Here is a 20,554-nt window from a genome sequence, read left to right as displayed (position 1 = left end):
GACGTCCTCCCACCGCAATGAATTTCCCCCTACAGTAACCTCACATTCACTCACACGAGGTTACCCCCATGAGCAAGCATCGTACCCCGGAACAGTGGCAGGCCCTGGTTGAGCAGCAGCATGATAGCGGTTTGTCGGCCCGGCTGTTTTGTCAGCAGCGGGGCATTGGCTATGCCAGTTTTTGCAAGTGGCGCAAGCGCCTGTCCGGCATGTCACCCCAGCCGGTTAGCGAGATTCCGAGCGGGAATGAACCTGGGTTTCTGGACCTGTCCTCGTTGATGAGCGCGGCACATGCCTCCGGCCCGGACTGGCACATTGTGCTCAGCCTCGGCAACGGCGTTGAGCTGCGGTTGAGCCAGGGATGATCGGGCTCGATAGTCAGGCCCGGATCTGGCTGTGTACGGAACCCACCGACATGCGCAAATCGTTCCGGGGCCTGAGTGCCCTGGTGCGCAATCAGCTTCAGCACGATCCGCTCAGCGGCCAGTATTTTGTCTTCGTCAATCGTCGCAAGACCCAGATGAAAATGCTCTACTTTGCTGCCACCGGCTACTGTCTGTGGGCCAAGCGTCTGGAGCAGGGGCAGTTCCGGGTGCCCTTGTCCACCTCCGGTCAGCGGCCCCTGACCCTGACGGATTTGCAGTTGCTGATCGATGGCATTGAGGTGCAGAAATATCGTCAGTACAAGCGGTATCGGGGCGTATAGTGCGCCGGCTTCGGGTATAATATCGGCCATGAATTCAACGGCTTACGCACCGCAGTCCGACGCGCCTTCTTACTCGGCACTGGCCGAGGAGAATGCCCTGCTGCGCGAGCAGCTGGCAGTCCAGTCCGAAGCCCTGCAGCAGTTGACCCGTCAGCTGAACTGGTTCAAAAAGCAGCTGTTTGGTCCCAAGTCCGAAAAGCAGGTGTATGACCTGCCGGGGCAGGACAGTCTGTTTCAGCGGGGCGAGGCGCCCCCACCAGACACGCCTGCTGAGCATGAGCAGCGTCCGGTGCGCGCATATCAGCGCGGCACCGGGAAGAAACAGCGGGACGACGACTGCCTGAATGATACCGGCCTGCGTTTTACGGCTGAGGTGCCGGTCGAAGTTATCCAGCAACTGCCGCCTGAGCTGACCGGGCCAGACGCCGACCAGTACGCTGTCATCGGCACCAAAACCACCTACCGGCTGGCCCAGCGTAGCAGTTATGTGGTGCTGCAACACGAACGTCCCGTGTTCCGGCGCAAGGGTGCCGACAACAAACCGATCACCACCCCTGCGCCGTTCAATGTCCTGGATAACAGCCTGGCGGATGTCAGCCTGCTGGCCGGGCTGCTGGTAGACAAGTTCCAGTTCCACCTGCCGCTGTATCGCCAGCACCAGCGCATCCAGCAGGCAGGTATCACCCTCAGCCGCAGTACCCTGACCAACCTGGTCAAGCGCGCCATCGATCTGCTGCGACCGATTGTCGATGCCCAGACCGAGAATGTGCTGCGCAGCCGGGTGCTGGCGATGGATGAAACACCGATCAAGGCCGGCCACCAGGGCCGGGCGGGGCCACAAAAAGGCACAATGAAATCCGGCTGGTTCTGGCCGCTGTACGGCGATGCCGACGAAGTGGTGTTCACGTACTCGAACAGTCGGGGTCGCGCTCACATAGAACAGGTATTGGGCACGCAGTTCACCGGCACGCTGATCAGTGATGGCTATGCCGCCTATGCCCGCTATGCCGAACAGCAGGCCAACCTCACCCACGCGCAATGCTGGGTACACAGTCGCCGGTACTTCATAAATGCCCAGGATGAGCACCCGGAGAAGGCCACCGAGGCCCTTCAGCAAATCGCAAAACTGTACCAGAACGAAGCCGAGATCCGGGATCGGCAGCTGACGGACGAAAAGAAGCGCCAGTATCGGCTCGAGCACTCAAAGCCGGTGGTCAGTCGCTTCTTCGAGTGGTGCCGGGATCAGCTGGAACGCGGGGGCCTGCTGCCGAGTGATGCACTGACCAGAGCCCTGAAGTATGTGCTCAGCCGCGAAAGCAGCTTGACGGTCTTCCTGGAAGACCCGGATGTGCAACCGGATACCAACCACCTTGAACGAGCCCTGCGCCCGATTCCTCTGGGAAAAAAGAACTGGATGTTCTGCTGGACCGAACTCGGTGCCGAGCACCTGGGCATCATCCAGAGCCTGATCAGCACCTGCCGCTTGCATGACCTGAATCCGTATACTTACCTGGTGGATGTGCTGCAACGCATCAGCCAACACCCGGCCAGTGAGGTAGCTGACCTGACGCCACGACGTTGGAAACTGTGGTTCGCCGGCCAGCCACTGAGGTCCCTGGCCGACCCGCGTCACCCGGACAGGCAAGCCCAGCATCCGATGGAGCTCATCCATGCGCATTGAAGACATGACCATCGATGAGTTGCTGGAACTGAACCGCGTGATCTGCCAGCGCATTGATGAACTGCAGGACCGGGAAACTCTGCAGGCCCTGAGTCAGCTGCGGGTGGGTCAGAAGGTGACCTTCGAGACCCAGGAGGGCCCCACCATGGGCATTGTCACCAAGATCAACCGGAAGACCGTGATCGTGCTGGGCGAGGACGGCAGGAAGCAGTACAAAATCTCGCCGGGATTACTGCGGCCCCTTCGTGACGTGAGGTGAGTCAACTACGTCCTGGAATGAACGCTAACACATGCGCAGCTATCTGGCACGGCAGGCCGGAGTCAATCCCGTCCGGGAGTTCTTCCTGCTATGGGTATTGGGCCGCGATCTGCCTGGCGCGGTGACTGTAAGACCGACCGATGGCGAAAGCTGGCCGCCAGAAACGGCTGAAGGTGGCGACGAGGATAACGAAAGGCACGAAATGGCGCTGCGCTTTTCACTGGCTGGTGTCCAGCTGAAATTCTCAGCGGTTCAGGAAGCTGCCGGCGGCCTCACGATACCGGCAAAAGGTGTTGGTGGTTCATGGATCGTAAAGCTGCCATCGACACAGTTCGAAGGCGTACCGGAAAACGAGTACGCCATGATGACGCTCGCTGGCCAGATCGGCATGGATGTCCCGGAAGTGAGGTTGATAGACCTGAAGGATATCGGCAATCTTCCGTCCGGTATCGGCAGCCTGAAAGGCAAGGCGCTTGCGGTCAGGCGTTTTGACCGCAAGGCCGACGGCAGTCCGGTTCATATAGAGGACTTCGCACAGATATTCGGTGTCTATCCAGGCGATAAGTACGAAAAAGCGAGCTACCGGAATATCGCCAACGTCATCGGCGCGGAAGGCTCGGATGCTGATATCGCGGAATTTATCAGGCGACTTACCTACAACACACTGATCGGCAATGCCGACATGCACCTGAAGAACTGGTCAATGATCTATAAGGATCGCCGGAGCGCAGCACTCTCCCCTGCCTATGACCTGGTTTCGACAATCGCCTTTATGCCTGATAATAAGGCGGCACTGAATTTCAGCAGAACCAAACGCTTTGACGGCTTTACACAAGATGAACTCTCTCACCTTGCCGCTAAAGCAAGGCTGCCTGAAACGCTCACCTTACGAACGGCGCAAGAAACGGCGGCTCAGTTTCATGAACAGTGGCAAAAAGACAGGAACCATCTGGGCCTGACCAGCGAGATGATTGAGAGCCTCGACAAGCACCTGAAATCTTTGCCGCCACTATAAGGTATTCAGCAGTACCGCAAGCCTTTCGGAGACACAACCAGTCATTTTGCACACCGTGCTTTGAGCCGCAGAATCACCTCACGCCAACTCTGCATCGCTTCCCGAATACCTTCCTCATGACAGGAAGCGCCCCCGCTCTGCTCTATCGTGTGTGACAAATTATGTAATGTTTGGACATGTAACGTTCCAAGGGTTTGGATGTCGCGATCCATCAGAAAATCAGCGTTCCTTCCATTGTTGCGGGTTAATCTACAAAACCTATTTAGCGAGAGACGGTCTCTCAAACTGGAACTTAACACTATGTTCTAGATGATTAAATGTAGGTCTTTTCCCGACATAATAGCCTGTTATTGGAACAAACTCATCTGGCCGAGCATGATAGGCGTATGCTTCATTAGAAAAATATTGTTCTAAAATATCTTCACGATTTTCAAAATCGAGATTATCAAGTACATCATCTNGGATTACTGCGGCCCCTTCGTGACGTGAGGTGAGTCAACTACGTCCTGGAATGAACGCTAACTCTTTGCGAACGGTCGGCGATTTCAGTTCCCATGACTGGGAAAGGCTTTCGATCCACGACGACTACCGAAGCTTCTCGCCCCCTTCGCCGCTTAGAGAGCCCTTTCACTCACTTTTCCAATCATCACCCGACGAGGCCCTGCGTCTCTTTCGGGAATTGTGCAATCACGCGATGACCGCGTGGCGACAGCTACATCGTTATTCACGAGACCGTGATGGCACCCCCATACCGTTAGAACTGACGTTTCCCTGGGGCACCCAAAGGTTCTGGGGCACCGACCGGGAGTATCTTTGGTTTCGGTCGACGTGGGCGCCCAATGCCATCGGCTGCGGGTTTATGGCGCTTGAGGAGTGGTGCTTCGCGGAGCTTGAGCGTAACAGGTCCGTCGACGAGCTGATCCAGCGAATCGTCGAGGGGAACGAGTGTATCGCTATCCTAGGCGTCGCGTCGATGCTTGCGCTCCATACTGAGACGGTGTCCGAAGGGACGTTGCCGCTCTTCACCTCACAGCGCCTGTTGGCGGCAGACCATAACCGAATGGCGCAAGATTTCTCGTCAACTGCGAACATGATCGGCTTCACGCAACGCACCGACATGCCGCACGTAGAGGCGATCCAAGCAGCAAATGCCCGGCCGGTTCGCAAGACACAGCTTAGCTGGATGGTGCCCAGGTTCATCTTTGAGCCTGGACCGATCAGTGATCAAGCCCGTGAAGCAATACTTAATTTCAAGAACGATCTGCCATTTCAGTACGAAGAGCACCGCGACATTCCTGAGGCACGGGAGGACCTCACGAAGCAGGCCCTCGAATATGCCGAGTTGGCTGACACAGAAAACTATCAGGCCTACCGCACGGAAGAGGGTTCGGATCAAATAGCGATTGTCCACGTCAGCCCATCTGCTGCTCAGCCTGAAAATGTCGCCAGGGCCGAAGAGGCTACTAAGTACCTCAGGCTGACCGGCCTTTGGACGTGGGCATCCAAATCATTCGAAGAGAAGACGTTGAACGACACCTATACGATAGAGGATGCCATTGTGTTGTCCAAGGAAGCGGACGCCAGAGACTTATTCGAACACCCGGGCAGCGAGAATGAAGAAGAACAGTTGGGAATGCGTCGGGGTGCAGTCACCGCCACGGCGGCCATAGTGCTTAACTTCCGAGAAGGCTGTACACACGAAGACCTTGAGTGGGCTCGTGGTGTCCTGGGACGCGCGATCCGTCTGCCAGAAAAGTTCGATCTGATGTGGTCCCCCAGTTCCGTCGTCCGATGGCACCAGGGGATCTATGTGGCCCGAGGCCTCGCAGCGGATCTCCGCGAAGGTACAGCGGCACGCGGTGCGACTCGCGACCTCCTCGGGCTGATTGCACACCCACTGGAAGTCGTTTCGTTGGCCGCGCTCGAAGAAGCCTGCAAGCTTTGGCCTAACGACTCCAAATTGACTTGGGCCGCGCTGATCTTGGCATTTTCACTCTGCCACGTTCCTTCTCGGCCGCGGGACCAGCTCCGTCAACACGGTGAAGCAATCCATACATCGAATGAAGCACAAGCAGCTGTCAACGCGGCGCTTGCGTTCTATGAGTATGGAAGAGGATGGGCGCCTCTCCCGTTACCGCCTCCAGCCTGGGTGAAGGTCAAACCCGGGAAGGGTCGGCGTGGGCATCAAAGATATGAAGATTACGACTTGGATGATGCAACCGACGCTGCTGAGGTATGGGGTGAACCGGATGTCTTCTGGCACTCAAAGCAGGCTGCAGAAGTCCTTCAGCGCATCCCCTTCGACGAGGTTATAAACAGCAGTGCAAAGAGCGTGCTTCTCGACTTCCTTGCCAGTGTTCTCGACTGGACCAACCAGAAAAATGCGCCACCGAGGGTGAAGCCTGGACGCCGTGATCGGTCAGCGACCCAGATCTTTGAGTGGACGCATACGCTCGGATCAAGGTTGGGTCACGTGGCTGGCCTTATCCCGCTTGCTGACTTTCAGGCCCGCTTCCTCGACCCGATTTTGGGTCTCAAAGGCGACAATTGCTGGGCTCTCCTCTCTCCACTCGCGAGCACCTACGTCTGCGCTTACCTGTACGATGCGCCGGTCGTTCCAGCCGACGCGGTCGCGACGCTTGACCTCTGTCTCGGGCGGCTTCTCCAGGCCCCCGCCTTCATGCGCGACACCTACCGAAGCGGAGAATTCTCAGGCTTCGATCAACCCAAGCTCGTTCGCACGTTGATGTTTGTCTCAGTCGAGCGCGCGGACTTGGCCGCTCGCTACGTGAATGGCGACTGGTCCGAAATCAGCCGCATTCTGCCATTGATTGATCGTTTCATTCGCGCTGGCGGATGGGCTGCTTCCGTGATGGACCCGTTCTTGACGCTCTGTGAGCGAGCTAGGGCCAACTATCCGGCCGAAGCCTTCGCGGACCAAGTGCTCGCAATTATCGGCGACGGACCCGACAATCTAAAGGGTTGGCATGGAACGTTCATTCCGGCGCGAATCGCAGAACTGGTTCAGCACTTTGCACATCGTGACGCACCAATGACACTGGCTATAGCTCAGAAATTCCTGCGGATCCTCGACATGCTGGTCGACATGGGCGACAGGCGAAGTGCGGCGCTTCAGCTTGGTGAGGCATTTCGCGAAGTTCGTTTGCCTTCCTAACCATAGAAGCTCGTGCCATTAGTGCGTATGCGGCTACCTTGACTCTGTACTAGACGTCTAAGGAGCAATAAATCGGGGGCTTCCCTGAGAAACCCTTGAGCTAATCGCGCCCAACAAGGCGGTGCACCGGACGCCCTGACGGGCGCCGGTGACCTTTGCCGTTATAAGTCATTAGGAAGATCGCCATTACATCTCAAGATTTGAAACCGCCGAGCGTACTCCAACCTCAGTCTGCTTCAACGTCAGAGCATCTACTTAATGTCTTAAAGGCTGGCCTTGCTACAGCCCCATTCTGCGGAGGGTTAGCCTCCCTGATTACGGATTACATCCCATCTGAAAGGTTCAAAAGGCTCGAAGAGTTTGCCCAGAAAATTTCAGAAGACCTAGAACGCCTTCAAGATGAGGTCCGTGACGAACTCCTTCACACAGAGGATTTCGCATTCATTTTTGAGCAGTCTTTTCGCGGCGTAGCAGACAACTATCAGCCAGAGAAAGTCGAGGCATTTCGAGGTATTCTGGTCAACTCTGCAATCGGGTTTAGCGCCCCGCTGCCGAACGCGAATATTTCCTAGATCTTGTTAACTCACTTTCTGCTCTACACCTGAGAATACTGAAATTCGCCGCTATGCCGGATCGCTACCTCGAGGAGATGCAAATCCCTCAAAATCAAATACGAGGCGGTTTCTCAATGTTCTTTCCGGTGGCGGTACCCGGCGTCAACGTTGAAGTTATCAAGTCGGCCTTTGGAGATCTCTATCAGTACGGCTTTCTGAATACTGATAAGTCAATTTTCTCAACGATGACCTCAGGTCAAGGCCTAGAATTGCTAGGACGTGGTGGGCGCGTGACCGAACTGGGTAAGAAGTTCATCCAGTTTTGCTCCGTGCCACAATGACGTATAACAAATCGCTGCAGGCGATATTTGACCCGCTGCCCATTTTTGTTTGCGCAAAAACAGGCATCGTCTAAAATACGCCTGATCTCAGGCGTTAACTTGTTTATGGATAGATTCACATTAAAGAGGAGTCACTGGTACGCCGCCGAAATAATTGGTGAAGAATTCGGCTCTAATATCCGATCCCGCTCTCCAATTCGGGTCGATGAGATTACACCCAAAGGTGGTCGCAATTTTCAACTGTCGTTTTATCATGCAAACTACCCAGAGGGCACGCGCAACAAAGTCTACCAGCTCCAGACGCTGGAACGTAACAGACATTTTATCTTCGCACAGTCACGGTCTCATCAGTCGACTCGTTGGATGCTCATTCACTCAGTCACAGTCGAATGGCTGCAGACACACTTCAGTATTTCCATAGGTGAGGGGCTCGATGTCGAAACGTGGCTTCAGAGAAATGCCTGACCGGCTGTTCCTGTTCATGGCAGTCCCCAAGCGCGGCCATCGTAATTCCCCTCGGGGGATGCCGCCGAAACCTGGTACTAGCCGTCGCCGGGTCCACTCCCCTCAAACCGACAAATGCCGCCGAAACAACACCAGCGCCACCGAGAAGAACACCCCACCAATCGCCGCCAGTGCCAGCATCTGCGGCCACACCACCTCCAGCCCTGCACCGCGGTAAAGGATCGCCTGGGCCATGCTCACAAAGTGGGTGGTGGGCGCGGCCAGCATCAGGTTCTGCACCAGCTCGGGCATGCTCTCCCGCGGGGTGATGCCACCGGACAGCAGCTGCAGGGGCAGGATGGTGAGAATCAACAGCAGGCCGAACTGGGGCATGGTGCGGGCCACGGTGCCGATCAGGATGCCGATGGCGGTGGTGGAGAACAGGTGAATCAGCGCCCCCAGCAGGAACAGCCACACGGAGCCGGCGATGGGCACCTGTAGCCAGCCCTGAATCACCAGGGTGATGGACGCGGCCGCGGCCAGCAGGACCACCAGGCCGTTGGCCCAGACCTTGGAGGCCATGATCTCGAAGGGGCGGATGGGCATCACCATCAGGTGCTCCACGGTGCCGTGTTCGCGTTCGCGGATCAGGGCGGCGCCGGTCAGGATAATGCTGATCAGGGTGACCTGGGTGATCAGCTCCATCACGCCGCCGAACCAGGTGCCGTCCAGGTTGGGGTTGAAGCTGACGCGGGTGACCAGGCTGACCGGCAGGCCCTCGCTGGCACTGCCGGGCTGCAGGAACTCGGCGACCTCGGTCATGGCCAGGCGCTCGATGTAGGTGGTGCCGATAAAGGCCTGGCTCATGCGGGTGGCGTCGATGTTCAGCTGCAGGCTTACGGGCTGGCCCTGGCGCACCTTGCGCTCGAAGCCCTCCGGGATCACCAGGGCGAAGGTGTGGCTGCCCCGGTCCAGCAGGGCGTCGATCTGGTCGTAGCGCACGGGCTCCGGCGGCAGGAACCAGGGCGGCTGCAGGGCGTTGATAACTCGGTTCGAAAGCACGCTCTGGTCTTCATCCACTACGGCTACCGGGGCGTTGTGCAGCTCCATGGAGCCGGCGGAGCCTGCGGTGTAGATCATCACGCTGAAGGCCACCAGCACGAAGATCATCAGCACCTTGTCCTGCCACAGGCTGCGCAGTTCCTTGATGCCCAGGTGCCAGATATTGCCGAGGGATTCCATCGTCAGCGCCCCTGTTTCCGCAGCAGCACCATGGCCAGGCCCGTGAGCACCGGGATAAAGGCCGCCAGGGTCAGGAAGGCGCCCTGCATGTCGGCCAGGGTCAGGCCCTTGGTGAAGACGCCGCGGCTGATCTGCAAGAACCAGGTAGCCGGCCAGAAGGGGCCGATCCAGGCGCCGGCGCCGCTGAGGGAGGACACCGGCTCGGTGAGGCCGGAGAACTGCACGGTGGGCAGAATGCTGATGATGGCGGTCGCGGCCAGTGCGGCGATCTGGGTGGAGGCGAAGGTGGACATTACCTGGCCCAGGGCGGTGGTGGCGGTGACGAAGAGCAGGGCGCCGAGGCTCAGGGAGAGCAGGCCACCCTTGAGCGGCACGTCAAACAGGGTGACCGCCAGCAGCACCAGGCTGGCGTAGCTGACCATGCTGAAGGCGATATAGGGCAGCTGCTTGCCGAGCAGGAATTCCAGCCGGGTCACCGGGGTGACGTAGAGGTTGGTGATCGAGCCGAGCTCCTTCTCGCGCACGATGCCCAGGGCCATCAGGATGGCCGGGATGAAGATCAGCAGGATGGGAATGACCGCCGGCACCATGGCGTCGAGGCTGCGGAAGTCCTGGTTGTAGCGGTAGCGGTCCTCCAGGCTGACCAGGCTCAGGCGGGGCACCTCGCCCCAGGCGCGCCGGGCCTGTTCGCTCAGGTAGCTGACGTGCATGCCCTGCACGTAACCCAGGATGGTCTCGCCGCGAAAGGGCATGGCGCCATCCACCCACACCGCCAGCTCGTTATTGCGGCCGCGTTTCATGTCGCGGCCGAAGCCGGCGGGGATCTCGATCGCCAGGCTCAGTTCCCCCGAGCGCATGCGCCGCTCCAGCTCTTTGGCGGTGGACAGGGCCGGGCGCTCGACAAAATAGCGCGAGCCGGAGAGGGCGGCGACGTAGTCCCGGCTCTGGGGTGTCTGGTCCCGGTCCAGCACGGCGAAGGGCAGGTCTTCCACATCCAGGGTGATGCCGTAGCCGAGAATGAGCATCAGCAGCGCGGAGCCGAGGAAGGCGAAGGCCATGCGGATCGGGTCGCGCAGCAGTTCCCGCGCTTCGCGACGGGCGTAGGCCAGCAGCCGCTGCGGGCTGAAGGCCTTGTGGCGTGCCGGTTGCCCGCGCTGGTCCTGGCTCAGCAGCTCGCCGCCGTTCGGGCGCTCCGGCTCCTTGTCCACCGCCTCGAGTGTGGTCATGAAGGCGCCTTCCAGGCTGTCGCTGCCGGTCTGTGCGATCAGGGCCGCGGGGGTGTCGCAGGCCAGCACGGCGCCGGCGTGCATCAGCGAGATGCGGTCGCAGCGTTCGCCCTCGTTCATGAAGTGGGTGGAGATGAAGATGGTCACCCCGTCCTCCCGGGACAGGCGCATCAGCAGATCCCAGAAGCGGTTGCGCGCCCCCGGGTCCACGCCGGAGGTGGGCTCGTCCAGGATCAGCAGCTCGGGTTCGTGCACCACCGCGACCGCCAGGGACAGGCGCTGGCGCACCCCCAGGGGCAGGGCGCCGGCGGGGTGGTCGAGCACCTCGTCCAGGCCGAACTCCCGGGTCAGGCTGGCGATGCGCTCGGCGACCTTTGCCGGCGGCAGGTGAAACAGGCGCGCGTGCAGCTCGAGGTTCTGGCGCACGCTCAGCTCGCCGTAGAGGGAAAACGACTGCGACATGTAGCCGACCCGCCGGCGGGTGGCCAGGTCCTTCGCGTCCAGTGGCTCGCCGAACAGCGCCACCGTGCCCTCGGTGGGGGTGAGCAGGCCGGTGAGCATCTTCATGGTGGTGGTCTTGCCGCAGCCGTTGGAGCCCAGGAAGCCGAAGATCTCGCCCTTGGGGATGGCGAAGCTGACGTCGCGCACGGCGGTGAAGTGGCCGAACTTCAGGGTCAGGTGTTCCGCGACGATGGCCGGGCTGCCGTTGTTCTTGCCGCTGTTGGTGGTTGGCGCCGTTCTCTCTCGGGGCTGCGTGTCGGCAGCCGGCTCCTGGCGTTCGTCGGGCAGCAGGGCGATAAAGGCATCGTCGAGATTGTCGGTGCCGGTCTGCCGGTGCAACTCGGCGGGGGAGCCGGTGGCGAGCACCTGGCCGTCGTTCATCGCCACCAGCCAGTCGTAGTGTTCCGCCTCTTCCATGTAGGCGGTGGCCACCAGCACACTCATGCCGGCGCGCTGGCGGCGGATGGTCGCGATCAGATCCCAGAAGCGTTTGCGGGAGAGCGGGTCGACGCCGGTGGTGGGCTCGTCCAGGATCAGCAGGTCGGGGTGGTGGATCAGGGCGCAGCACAGGCCCAGCTTCTGTTTCATGCCCCCGGAGAGCTTGCCGGCGGGGCGGTCGCGGAATTCCAGCAGACCGGTGGCCTCCAGCAGGCGGTCGATCTGTTGCCGGCGGGACGGGCCGCTGAGGCCGAAGAGGTCGGCGAAGAAGGCGAGGTTCTCGTCCACCGTCAGGCTGTGGTAGAGGTTGCCGCCGAGGCCCTGGGGCATGTAGGCGATGCGCGGGGCGGCCCGGGTGCGCACGCGGTGGCTGGCCATGTCGCCGCCGAGCACTTCCAGCTGGCCGGTTTGCAGCTGGCGGGCGCCGGAAATCAGCCCGAGCAGGGTGGACTTGCCCACCCCGTCGGGGCCGATCAGACCCACCATGCAGCCCGCGGGGATGGCCAACGTGATGTCCCGCAGCGCGGTGGTGTGCCCGTAGTGGTGGCTGATGCCCTCCAGCCGGGCCACGGCCTCAGTCATTGGGCAGCTTCACGGTCAGGCTGTCCGGCCAGGGCTGGCTCTCGTCAATGCGCACGAAGGCCTCGCCCGGCACGCCGGTCTTGACCCGGTCGCGGTAGGTCTTGAGCAGGTCGGGGTTGATGCGGATACGCACCCGGAACATCAGTTTCTCCCGCTCGCTGCGGGTTTCCACCGACTTGGGCGTGAACTGTGCCTCCGCCGCGACAAAGCTGACCTCCGCCGGCACCACGTAATCCGGCAGGGCGTCCAGGGTGATGCGCGCATCTGAACCCACCCGCACCCGCCCGGCCTGGGCCGTGGGCAGGAAGATGGTCATGTAGACATCGGTGACGTCGAGCACCGTGGCCACCTTGCCGCCGGCCGCCAGTACCTCGCCGGGTTCCGCCAGGCGGTAGAGAATGCGCCCCCCCACCGGAGTGCTGAGCTGGCTGTCGTCGATATTGGTCTGGATCTGGTGGATGGCCTCCCGTGCCGCCTCGATCCCGGCCTCGGCGGAGGCCACCTGGGCCCGCGCGGCCTGCAGGGCGGCATCGGCGGTTTCCGCCGCAGTGCGGGTGCGGTCCAGCTGCTCCTGCGAGGCGTGACCGCGCTCGACCAGGGTCTGCATGCGTTTGAGCTCGCCGTAGGCATAGCGCCGTTCGCTCTCCCGCTGGGCCACCACGGCCTCGGCCAGGTGGCGGGTCTGCTCGGCCTGGTGCAGGTTGGCCTCGCCCGCCGCCAGGCGGGCTTTCAGCTCATCCGTGTCCATCACGGCCAGCAACTGCCCGGCTTCCACCATGTCGCCTTCGCGCACGGAAAAGGATTCCAGCCGGCCGGGCAGCCGGGTGGCGATGTCCACTTCCGTGGCTTCAATACGGCCGTTGCCCGAGGCGATGTGCACGGGCAGGGCCTCGCCGTCGGGCAGCAGGTACCAGGTGGCGAGGCCGGCGACCGCCAGGATCAGCAGGACCGGGAGGAAGCGGGTGGCGGTTTTGGCGGCGGGTGCGGCCATGGGGTGTCCTTGGGTGTGTGGCACAAAGCTCCAGTATAGAGGAGCTTATTGCCGCGAGGGTGACCCGGATCAATGTGGCCTCAGATTCTTGGTACTGAGCCAGGAGCACGGCTTGTGACGAGCCGCTCGGTGTGGCGCAGGGCGTGTTTTGGTGGGCTCTGGGGGCGTGGTATAAGCGGGGTGGTGGGTTTTTTGCCGGTGTAGGGGCCACAACGCTGCGTGTAGGACATGCGAATGTGTGTACATCGAGAACACCCGATCAGGTGTGCGAATAAAAACTTGAGCAACTGCTCAGTACCAGGGGGTAGGGATGGATATCTTCACACGATTCAACCGAAAGGGCATCCAGGATCGGCAGGTGGATACTTTGATCGGCCTCAGTAAGGGGCTAGTTGCTGACGGAAAAGTGAGCCAGGCGGAAGCAAAATTCCTTCTTTCATGGCTCATTCAGAACAGGCAGGCGTCGGAAAACCCCGTCGTCTCGAACCTGCTTGCGAAAATTTCATCGGTCCTGGAGGACGGCGTGTTAGACGCCGAAGAGTCTGCGGAGTTATTGAGCTTACTGCAATCGATTGCAGGTGAGGGTTCCGTTATTGGTGAGTTGGCAAAGGCAACCTCGCTGCCGATAAATGATCCGGCACCAAGGATAAATTTTGATACTACAAGTTTCCTGTTCACCGGAACTTGCGCATTCGGTACTCGGCGAGAGTGTCAGGCTGCTATCGAATCATTGGGTGCCATCAATGCCAAGGGCGTCACAAAGTCGCTTAACTACCTTGTGCTTGGAACGTACGTGACAGACAGTTGGATTCATGAATCCTTCGGCCGGAAAATTGAGAAAGCGGTGCAGTACCGAGCAGATGGTTTGCCCATTGTAATCGTTACCGAAGAGCACTGGGCAAATGAAGCGGGGTTGTAGTTTGATGTGGTGCAACGAGTTCGGTTCGCTTGAATCTCCAAGCCACTACTCGAAGTGGAGCCCCTATCTCGGATGCTAGGTGGAGAGTAATGGAAAGACAAGAAGAGGTCTATGAGAAGCTAGAGTCGGAGTTTCAAGCATTTTGTGAAGAAGGCGCTCACTCGCGGAGAGAGCGCCTTCCACGTATTGAGCATCTCATCTCAGAGGCTAAGTTTCTCAATCAACATGGATATCTTTCGGAGAAGTGTGCCGGTTTTTTGAGTCACTGCAAACAGATGTCACGGTTACGTCAGCCAAGAAGCTACGATGACTCTAGCTGCGCGTCCTTCGCACGAGGCGATCTTTGGGGCATCAAGTGGATATTGGTCGAGGGAGGACCTAATGGTGATGGCATCTAACAAGAGCCTAATATTTTGCGCCGATGGGCAGTGCCTGGATCTCCAAATAGCTAGGATTTTTCCTCCCGGTTATGTCAGAGGTTAGGAGGCAACGTGGCCGATACTGTTACGCAGTTATCAAAATTTCTACTCCAGCTGGATGGGCTGAAATCGATAAATCGTCGAACCTATATCAACGGAGGCGAGCGTGTAGAGAACTCCGCTGAACACTCCTGGCACTTGGCCATGGCTTGCTGGGCGTTCTCCGAATTGCTCGAAGATGATTTTGACGTGTTAAAGCTCATAAAACTTGCGTTAGTACATGACCTTGGTGAGATTGAAGCGGGTGATACGTTTCTCTACAGCGCGAACAGACTCAACGCTCATGCGGAGGAACGTGAATGTGTTGAAAGAATTTCCTCGCATCCAGGAAATCCAATTTCAAATCTCTTGATGCTTTGGGATGAGCAGGAGGTTGGTGACAGCAAGGAGGCAAAGTTGCTAAAAGTCATTGACCGGCTGATGCCGTTTCTTCACAACATGACAAGCGAGGGCCTGGCATGGCGGGAAAATGGTATTCGTAAGAGTCAGGTTTTAAAAATGCATCGTTTCATTGAAGATGAACAACCCGAAATATATAGATGGATTTTTTCAAGGGTTGAGCACGCGGTGCAACAAGGGTGGCTAAAAGACGCTTAACAGCCAAATTTACGCGGTTAGCTGAGCTGTTTCGTTGAGACTGGTACTAGTCAGTTAGACAAAAGATATGAAAACATTGCTGTTTTTTGTGCTCGTCATTACCGGAATCGCTTTTCTCTTGCTGCTGGCCAAGGGAAAGGGGGATTCGCGAGCCTACCCCTACCGGAAATCGAATTATCTGATGTCGAAGGCCGAGCGATCCTTTTATGGGGTGCTTGTGCAGGCGGTCGGTAACTCTGGCGTGGTCTTCTCGAAAGTACGTGTTGCCGACGTCATTTCGCCCGAGAAGGGGCTCAAGCGGGCCGACTGGCAGCGAGCGTTCAATGCCATTTCCTCAAAACACTTCGACTTCATCGTCTGCGAGCCTGCCGATTGCGCAATCACGCTAGCGGTCGAATTGGACGACTCGAGTCATGGATCATCAAAGGCGCGGAAGCGGGACGATCTGCTAAACGGCGCATGCCAGTCGGCCGGCCTGCCGCTTCTGCGTATCAAAGCGGCCAGGTCCTATGCTCTCGCCGAGATACAGCGTCAGATAGCGGCCGCCATTTCTCCCACAGCGGCTGTCACCGAGGAGACTGTTTCTCTCGCCGTGGCGGAGAGGCCCGCACCCGTAGCGTACTCTACGGAACTTCCAGCATCGTCCCCGAGCGCTGAGTTTGCTCTTGGCCGGGAGGGTGAGGCCGTCACCCCTGAGCGCCATGAAGCCAAGCCCGCGTCGCGGGTCTGTCCGAAGTGCGGCAAACCGATGGTTCTGCGGAAAGCCAACTCTGGCGCGAATGCAGGGCAGGTGTTCTGGGGCTGTAGTGCTTTTCCCAAGTGCCGAACGCGGGTGTCGGCGTAAGCTTCCCCTTTGATGATGACAGGAGGTGCAGCCATGCTTGATCGACGATATCTCGAGATGGGCGCAATGGTTGTGCGGTTTTGCCTGGCAGTCCTGCTTGCTGTCACGGCGGGCTGCACCGGGCTGGATGAGACACCCGATTCCGCGCCGGCAGCAGAGGCGCTCTGCTCGGATGCCTGGTATGCAGCGGTAGAGGAGCAAGTGCCCACGGGTGACGGGCATGGACATGGCCCGGATATTGGTTCGGATGAATGGAAGTCCGTGGTCGAATTCAAGCTCGGTGTTCGGGGCCAGCGCGATGTACCAGAGCGAGCGAGTCAGGCCTGGTGTGCCTATATTGATCGGCTGACGGCCTGGTCTGAGCAGTAAAGTGCTGGGTAATTACACTAACCCGAAAGCCGTCCCGCTAGCGTTTTCTGATAGCCGCTACCAACTGGCTCTTGTTCATGGTGCTGCGCCCCTGTATGTGCAGCTCCTTCGCCCGGTTATAGAGTTCTTTCCTGGTCCGATCCTCCAGCGGCGTTCTGGGGTTTCCGGTTCCCTGGGTGGTCTTGTTGGGCGTTCGTCCTTCCTCGCGGCGCTGCTTGTTAACCGTCGACGCCGCGATTTCCTTGGCGCGCTCCAGGCTAACTCCACGTTTCAGCTGGCTGTTTTTTATGTCCTCGTATTGGCGTTCGTCCTTCTTGCTCCATGCATTGGGCATATTTCACCTCCATTGAATGGGCCAGAGTCAGGCAGTATAGACAAGATGGCCGCGGCTGCGCAGTTCCGGCTGCGTTCGATGAGCTGTCGTTGTTGCTCTATCGATATACAGTACTCACGGGTCAGGAGGGTGATGACCTGCGGGCGAGGCTCCTGACGTTCGAGGCGCGTAAGGGGTGATCGGATATGAGCCTTGGGGTATAACAGCCGGTGATGTTGGCGCGTTGAGCGACAAGGGACCCCAGTTGCAGCGACTCGGTGTCGGGAAGGACGCTCCGTAGTCCTGGCTTACCCCCGGACGTCAGCGCACCTTGCGAAAACAGGGAGATAGGCGTGTGTTTTTGAGTACCGCAGAGTTGGAAGAGGGCCTGCCCTCCATCCTTGAGTCACCACGGCTGGAGGGGACGGTGGAACTGATCGTGAGAAGACCCGACGTCGGTGAAAGGGAGGAGGTCCCCGAGGGCGAGCTGGACCTGAAGCTGGGCTTGGTGGGGGATAACTGGTTCGCCAGGGGCTACAACAAAACAGCCGATGGTTCCGCCCATCCCGACATGCAGATCAATCTGATGAATGCCAGGGTCATTTCGCTCATTGCCCAGACCCGGTCGCGCTGGAAGCTGGCGGGTGACCAGTTCTATGTGGACCTGGATCTGAGCGAAGAGAACCTGCCGCCAGGCACCCGCTTGCAAATTGGCTCGGCACTTATCGAGATCACGGCTGAGCCGCACCTGGGTTGCAAAAAGTTTATGGAGCGTTTCGGCAGGGACGCCGCGTTATTTGTGAATTCTGAGCGGGGCAAGCAGCTGAACTTGCGGGGCGTCAACGCCAAGGTGATACAGGCGGGGAAGGTCGCGACAGGCGACGTGATAGGCAAGGTTCTCAGACGTCCTGCAACTCCGCCAGCGCGCGTTCGCGCACCTTGATCAGCTGTTCCAGCATATCCCCGGAGCCCCCGGCCAGCGCCTGGGTCAGATCCTCGTCCAGTTGGCGGATGCCGGTGTGCTCGAAGCGCGCCTCCAGGGCTTTTCCCTTGTCCGTGAGGGCGATGCACACACTGCGCCGGTCGTCCGGGCGCTGACGCCGCTCCACATAGCCCTTGTTGACCAGCGAATCGATCTGGCGGGTCACGGTCGAGCGCTCCTTGACTGACCACTGCCCCAGCTCGGTCTGGCTCTGCTGGTCGCGGTCCCAGAGCTGGTTCAACAGCACCGATTCCTCCGGCGTGATATCCAGACCGGCGTCGCGGATCTTGCGCGCGGATAGACGCCGGAGAATGTTGCCGGTCTTGGTGATGTGGTAGGTGAGGGAGGTGGAGATATCCATGGCAAGGCTTTGGTGCGAAGGAGCCACCAGTATACCGCCATGGGTCGCAACAGAGTGTTGCTGTTGACAACAGTTGTATATTACAACTATATTCCTCGCGAGTTCACCTAGTGAGGGAGTCCCGTCATGTCCAGTCGAATAAAAGCCACCGCCGCAGACTACGGCCTCGGTCCCCATGCCTTCCCGCGGGGCTGGTTCGTTGTCGCCGAGTCGAGCGAGATCCAGTCAACCCCCGTTGCCGTCACCTTCTTTGGCAAGGACTACGTGCTGTACCGGGGGGAATCCGGCCGTGTCGCCATGCTGGATGCCTACTGCCGGCACATGCGCACCCACCTGGCGAAAAGCACCTCGGCGCATATCGTGAAGTCCGGTGCGAACGTCGAGGGTGACTCCATCCGCTGCCCCTACCACGGCTGGAAGTACGGCGCCGACGGGCAGCTGGAGGAAATTCCTTACGAGAAGGGCCCGTGCCCGAAGCAGCTGGCGATTGGTGCCTACCCGGTGCGCGAGCTGATGGGCTGCGTGATGATGTGGCACGACCCCGAGGGCCTGCCGCCGCAGTTTGAGCCGCCCTACCTGCCGGCCTGGGATGCGCCCAACGCCATGCACTGGCAGCTGGACCACCTGGGGGAGATCGATATCCACCAGATCGAGATCCTCGACAACATGGCGGACGTCCACCACCTCGGCCCGACCCACGGCGCCCCCTGCGAATACCTGGAGAACGAATTCCAGGGCCACCGGGTGATCCAGCGCCAGGGCGGCTTCTTCGACTATTACCAGGCGGATCTGAAAACCGTCACCTGGTACACCGGGCCGGGCATTCTGCTGTCCAAGCAGCAGTACCTGGACCAGGTGCGCTACGAGTTCATCGCCAACACCCCGGTGGAGGATGGCATCAGCCGGGTGTGGCACGCCGCACTGACCCTGAACACCGACAACCTGCCGGAAGCCGAGGCCCGGGAGCGGGCCCGCGTCGAACAGGCGGGGGCCCTGGAAACCTTCGCGGCGGACTTCGAGATCTGGAAGAACAAGCAACCGGCCCTAAAGGTGATGCAGACCCAGCACGACGGTCGCTTCCGCACCCTGCGCCAGTGGGTCGGACAGTTTTACATGCCGCTCGATGAGGCGCAGAAGGTGCAGCAGGCGATTGATGGGGTGCACACCGTGCCCGGCTTCCCGGATGCCTCGCAGCGGCATGGGGATGGCTTTGAGGCGGACTGCTTTCAGGGCGCGCCGTGATTCAATTGTCGACCTGACGGCTCAGTGAAGGGTGGCCCGGCTGCTGGTTAGATGGGGCTGGGTCGCCGAATTTACCCTGCTATACGTCGCCCTGGTTATCCTGTGGCGCTTCCTCGATTTTCCATACGATCATCTTTGATTTTGCTTGCGCCGATCCAGGCTGTGACGTGAGTCGCGGCTTGGCGCATGGCGTGTTTTGGTGGCTTTGGTTGGCGTGGTATAACCGGTTAGTTGGGTTTTTCACCGGCCCAGGGCCGAGATTGATGGGCGCAAGCATGTAAGAGCTTGAGTATTCGAGGGGTTTTCCTTGGCAGGTTTGATGGTGGGGGCGAAGGGTGCGGGCTTGCTAATTCCAGATTTCGATAGAGCTAAGGGCCTATGTTAATGAAAGGCTGGAATTTTTTTCTTGTAAGGGGCGTTTCAGTTATGGAGTTAGCGAGCCGGACGCTAGTCGGCGTGGTCTTGCTAATATGTTGTTAAATTACGGGAAACGGAAGTCTATCAAAACTCTAGCTTTCATTGATGAATCGGGGAACCCGGATTTAGATACATCCAAAATTGATGTGTCCAAGTATTTTATCGTCTGCGCGGTGATCATAGATCATCACCGGTTTAATTTGATAAGGCGGGAAGTCGAAGCTGTTCGGAAGAAGTATTTCCAAAAAGGCGAAATAAAATCTAGTAGTGTTAGGGATAAAGATGGTCATGCGCGCCGAATAAAAATACTTGAACGCATACTGGGCTTAAATTTCAAGTTTTACGCAGTAGTTGTAGAGAAAGATGCTTTAAAGCGTGATGGTGGGTTTCAGTATAAAAAGCCATTTTTAAAATTTATAAATGGCCTTCTTTACAAGCAACTGTTTGAAAACTATCCGAGTATTACGGTTTTCGCCGACGAGCATGGTGGGGATGAGTTTAAGCTAAGCTTTCAAAAATATATAGAAAAGAACCACAAGCCGGATCTGTTCTGGGACTCTAAGTTAAACCTAGTTTCAAGTCATGACAATGTATTGGTCCAGCTAGCTGATTTTCTTGTTGGTACGCTTGCTAAAGTATATGAAGGAAAGTCCAATCCAGCTTTGATTGAAAGTTATAGAGCCTTGCTTAAGTCCAAGGCATTGGATCTAAAAGAATGGCCAACTAAGCATCAGGCATATTTCGAACCGGACAAAACAAGTCAGGAGTATGATCGTTTCATCCATTCTCACGCTCTTTCTAAAGCAGAAATATTTATCGAAAAACACCAAAAATATAGTGACGAAGAAACTAAGCTTCAAGTGTGTGTGTGTTAAG

Annotated in this window: 19 protein-coding genes; 14 read left to right on the top strand and 5 right to left on the bottom strand. The window is 58.5% G+C overall.

The window, feature by feature from the left end:
- The first annotated feature begins 68 nt into the window (after positions 1 to 68).
- The 7 genes from tnpA (at position 69) to ACYVGS_RS02620 (ending at position 7,731) form a co-directional block, all read left to right on the top strand.
- A complete protein-coding gene (gene tnpA / locus ACYVGS_RS02650) occupies positions 69 to 365 on the top strand; it encodes an IS66 family insertion sequence element accessory protein TnpA (protein WP_460587082.1) in 297 nt (98 codons plus the stop codon).
- Positions 362 to 706, top strand: a complete 345-nt coding sequence (gene tnpB, locus ACYVGS_RS02645) for an IS66 family insertion sequence element accessory protein TnpB (RefSeq protein ID WP_460587081.1) — start codon at positions 362 to 364, stop codon at positions 704 to 706. The genes tnpA and tnpB overlap by 4 nt, the downstream gene beginning before the upstream one ends.
- A 28-nt stretch (positions 707 to 734) precedes the next feature.
- The gene (tnpC, locus tag ACYVGS_RS02640; protein WP_460587080.1) at positions 735 to 2,387 is read left to right on the top strand and encodes an IS66 family transposase; all 1,653 of its coding nucleotides are present in this window, start codon (positions 735 to 737) and stop codon (positions 2,385 to 2,387) included.
- Positions 2,377 to 2,646 carry a hypothetical protein gene (locus ACYVGS_RS02635; protein ID WP_460587079.1) on the top strand — a complete coding sequence of 90 codons (270 nt, stop codon included), beginning with the start codon at positions 2,377 to 2,379 and terminating at the stop codon, positions 2,644 to 2,646. Before tnpC ends, ACYVGS_RS02635 begins: the two co-directional genes overlap by 11 nt.
- 31 nt (positions 2,647 to 2,677) lie before the next feature.
- Positions 2,678 to 3,661 (top strand): type II toxin-antitoxin system HipA family toxin, encoded by a 984-nt coding sequence (locus ACYVGS_RS02630; RefSeq protein ID WP_460587078.1) that lies wholly within the window; start codon positions 2,678 to 2,680, stop codon positions 3,659 to 3,661.
- A 490-nt stretch (positions 3,662 to 4,151) separates the two neighbouring features.
- A complete protein-coding gene (locus tag ACYVGS_RS02625; RefSeq protein WP_460587077.1) occupies positions 4,152 to 6,836 on the top strand; it encodes a hypothetical protein in 2,685 nt (894 codons plus the stop codon).
- A 625-nt stretch (positions 6,837 to 7,461) separates the two neighbouring features.
- Positions 7,462 to 7,731, top strand: coding sequence for a hypothetical protein (locus tag ACYVGS_RS02620; RefSeq protein ID WP_460587076.1), 270 nt, complete (start codon positions 7,462 to 7,464; stop codon positions 7,729 to 7,731).
- Between the two features lie 567 nt (positions 7,732 to 8,298).
- Here ACYVGS_RS02620 and ACYVGS_RS02615 read toward each other — a convergent pair.
- Genes ACYVGS_RS02615 through ACYVGS_RS02605 form a run of 3 tightly spaced genes read right to left on the bottom strand, consistent with a single transcriptional unit; the run spans position 8,299 to position 13,155 of the window.
- On the bottom strand, positions 8,299 to 9,417 hold the full coding sequence (locus ACYVGS_RS02615; protein WP_460587075.1) for an ABC transporter permease: 1,119 nt from the start codon (positions 9,415 to 9,417) through the stop codon (positions 8,299 to 8,301).
- A 2-nt stretch (positions 9,418 to 9,419) separates the two neighbouring features.
- Positions 9,420 to 12,164: an ABC transporter ATP-binding protein/permease gene (gene rbbA, locus ACYVGS_RS02610; protein WP_460587074.1), complete on the bottom strand. Its 2,745-nt coding sequence runs from the start codon at positions 12,162 to 12,164 to the stop codon at positions 9,420 to 9,422.
- Positions 12,157 to 13,155: an HlyD family secretion protein gene (locus ACYVGS_RS02605; protein ID WP_460587073.1), complete on the bottom strand. Its 999-nt coding sequence runs from the start codon at positions 13,153 to 13,155 to the stop codon at positions 12,157 to 12,159. Before ACYVGS_RS02605 ends, rbbA begins: the two co-directional genes overlap by 8 nt.
- Before the next feature lie 310 nt (positions 13,156 to 13,465).
- Between ACYVGS_RS02605 and ACYVGS_RS02600 the strand changes: the two genes are divergently transcribed.
- The 4 genes from ACYVGS_RS02600 to ACYVGS_RS02585 all read left to right on the top strand — a co-directional run bounded on the left by ACYVGS_RS02600 (position 13,466) and on the right by ACYVGS_RS02585 (position 16,363).
- Positions 13,466 to 14,074: a BRCT domain-containing protein gene (locus tag ACYVGS_RS02600; RefSeq protein ID WP_460587072.1), complete on the top strand. Its 609-nt coding sequence runs from the start codon at positions 13,466 to 13,468 to the stop codon at positions 14,072 to 14,074.
- Positions 14,075 to 14,565: 491 nt separating this feature from the next.
- Positions 14,566 to 15,150 (top strand): HD domain-containing protein, encoded by a 585-nt coding sequence (locus ACYVGS_RS02595; RefSeq protein WP_460587071.1) that lies wholly within the window; start codon positions 14,566 to 14,568, stop codon positions 15,148 to 15,150.
- 67 nt (positions 15,151 to 15,217) lie between these two features.
- Positions 15,218 to 15,994, top strand: coding sequence for a PDDEXK family nuclease (locus ACYVGS_RS02590; protein WP_460587070.1), 777 nt, complete (start codon positions 15,218 to 15,220; stop codon positions 15,992 to 15,994).
- Positions 15,995 to 16,027: 33 nt separating this feature from the next.
- Entirely contained in the window at positions 16,028 to 16,363 is a 336-nt protein-coding gene (locus tag ACYVGS_RS02585; RefSeq protein ID WP_460587069.1) for a hypothetical protein, read from the top strand.
- A gap of 37 nt (positions 16,364 to 16,400) precedes the next feature.
- Here ACYVGS_RS02585 and ACYVGS_RS02580 read toward each other — a convergent pair whose 3' ends face one another.
- Positions 16,401 to 16,697, bottom strand: a complete 297-nt coding sequence (locus ACYVGS_RS02580; protein WP_460587068.1) for a Rho termination factor N-terminal domain-containing protein — start codon at positions 16,695 to 16,697, stop codon at positions 16,401 to 16,403.
- Positions 16,698 to 17,031: 334 nt separating this feature from the next.
- Between ACYVGS_RS02580 and ACYVGS_RS02575 the strand changes: the two genes are divergently transcribed.
- Positions 17,032 to 17,619, top strand: a complete 588-nt coding sequence (locus ACYVGS_RS02575) for an MOSC domain-containing protein (protein ID WP_460587067.1) — start codon at positions 17,032 to 17,034, stop codon at positions 17,617 to 17,619.
- Here ACYVGS_RS02575 and ACYVGS_RS02570 read toward each other — a convergent pair.
- Positions 17,576 to 18,019, bottom strand: coding sequence for a MarR family winged helix-turn-helix transcriptional regulator (locus ACYVGS_RS02570; protein ID WP_460587066.1), 444 nt, complete (start codon positions 18,017 to 18,019; stop codon positions 17,576 to 17,578). The two genes, ACYVGS_RS02575 and ACYVGS_RS02570, sit on opposite strands and share 44 nt — an antisense overlap.
- A gap of 126 nt (positions 18,020 to 18,145) precedes the next feature.
- Here ACYVGS_RS02570 and ACYVGS_RS02565 point away from each other — a divergent pair, with 126 nt between their 5' ends.
- The gene (locus ACYVGS_RS02565) at positions 18,146 to 19,261 is read left to right on the top strand and encodes a Rieske 2Fe-2S domain-containing protein (RefSeq protein WP_460587065.1); all 1,116 of its coding nucleotides are present in this window, start codon (positions 18,146 to 18,148) and stop codon (positions 19,259 to 19,261) included.
- A gap of 470 nt (positions 19,262 to 19,731) precedes the next feature.
- Positions 19,732 to 20,553 (top strand): DUF3800 domain-containing protein, encoded by an 822-nt coding sequence (locus tag ACYVGS_RS02560; RefSeq protein WP_460587064.1) that lies wholly within the window; start codon positions 19,732 to 19,734, stop codon positions 20,551 to 20,553.
- The last annotated feature ends 1 nt before the right edge of the window (position 20,554 follow it).

Source organism: Haliea atlantica (assembly GCF_054779855.1).
This window is presented reverse-complemented; position numbering and strand designations above follow the sequence as displayed.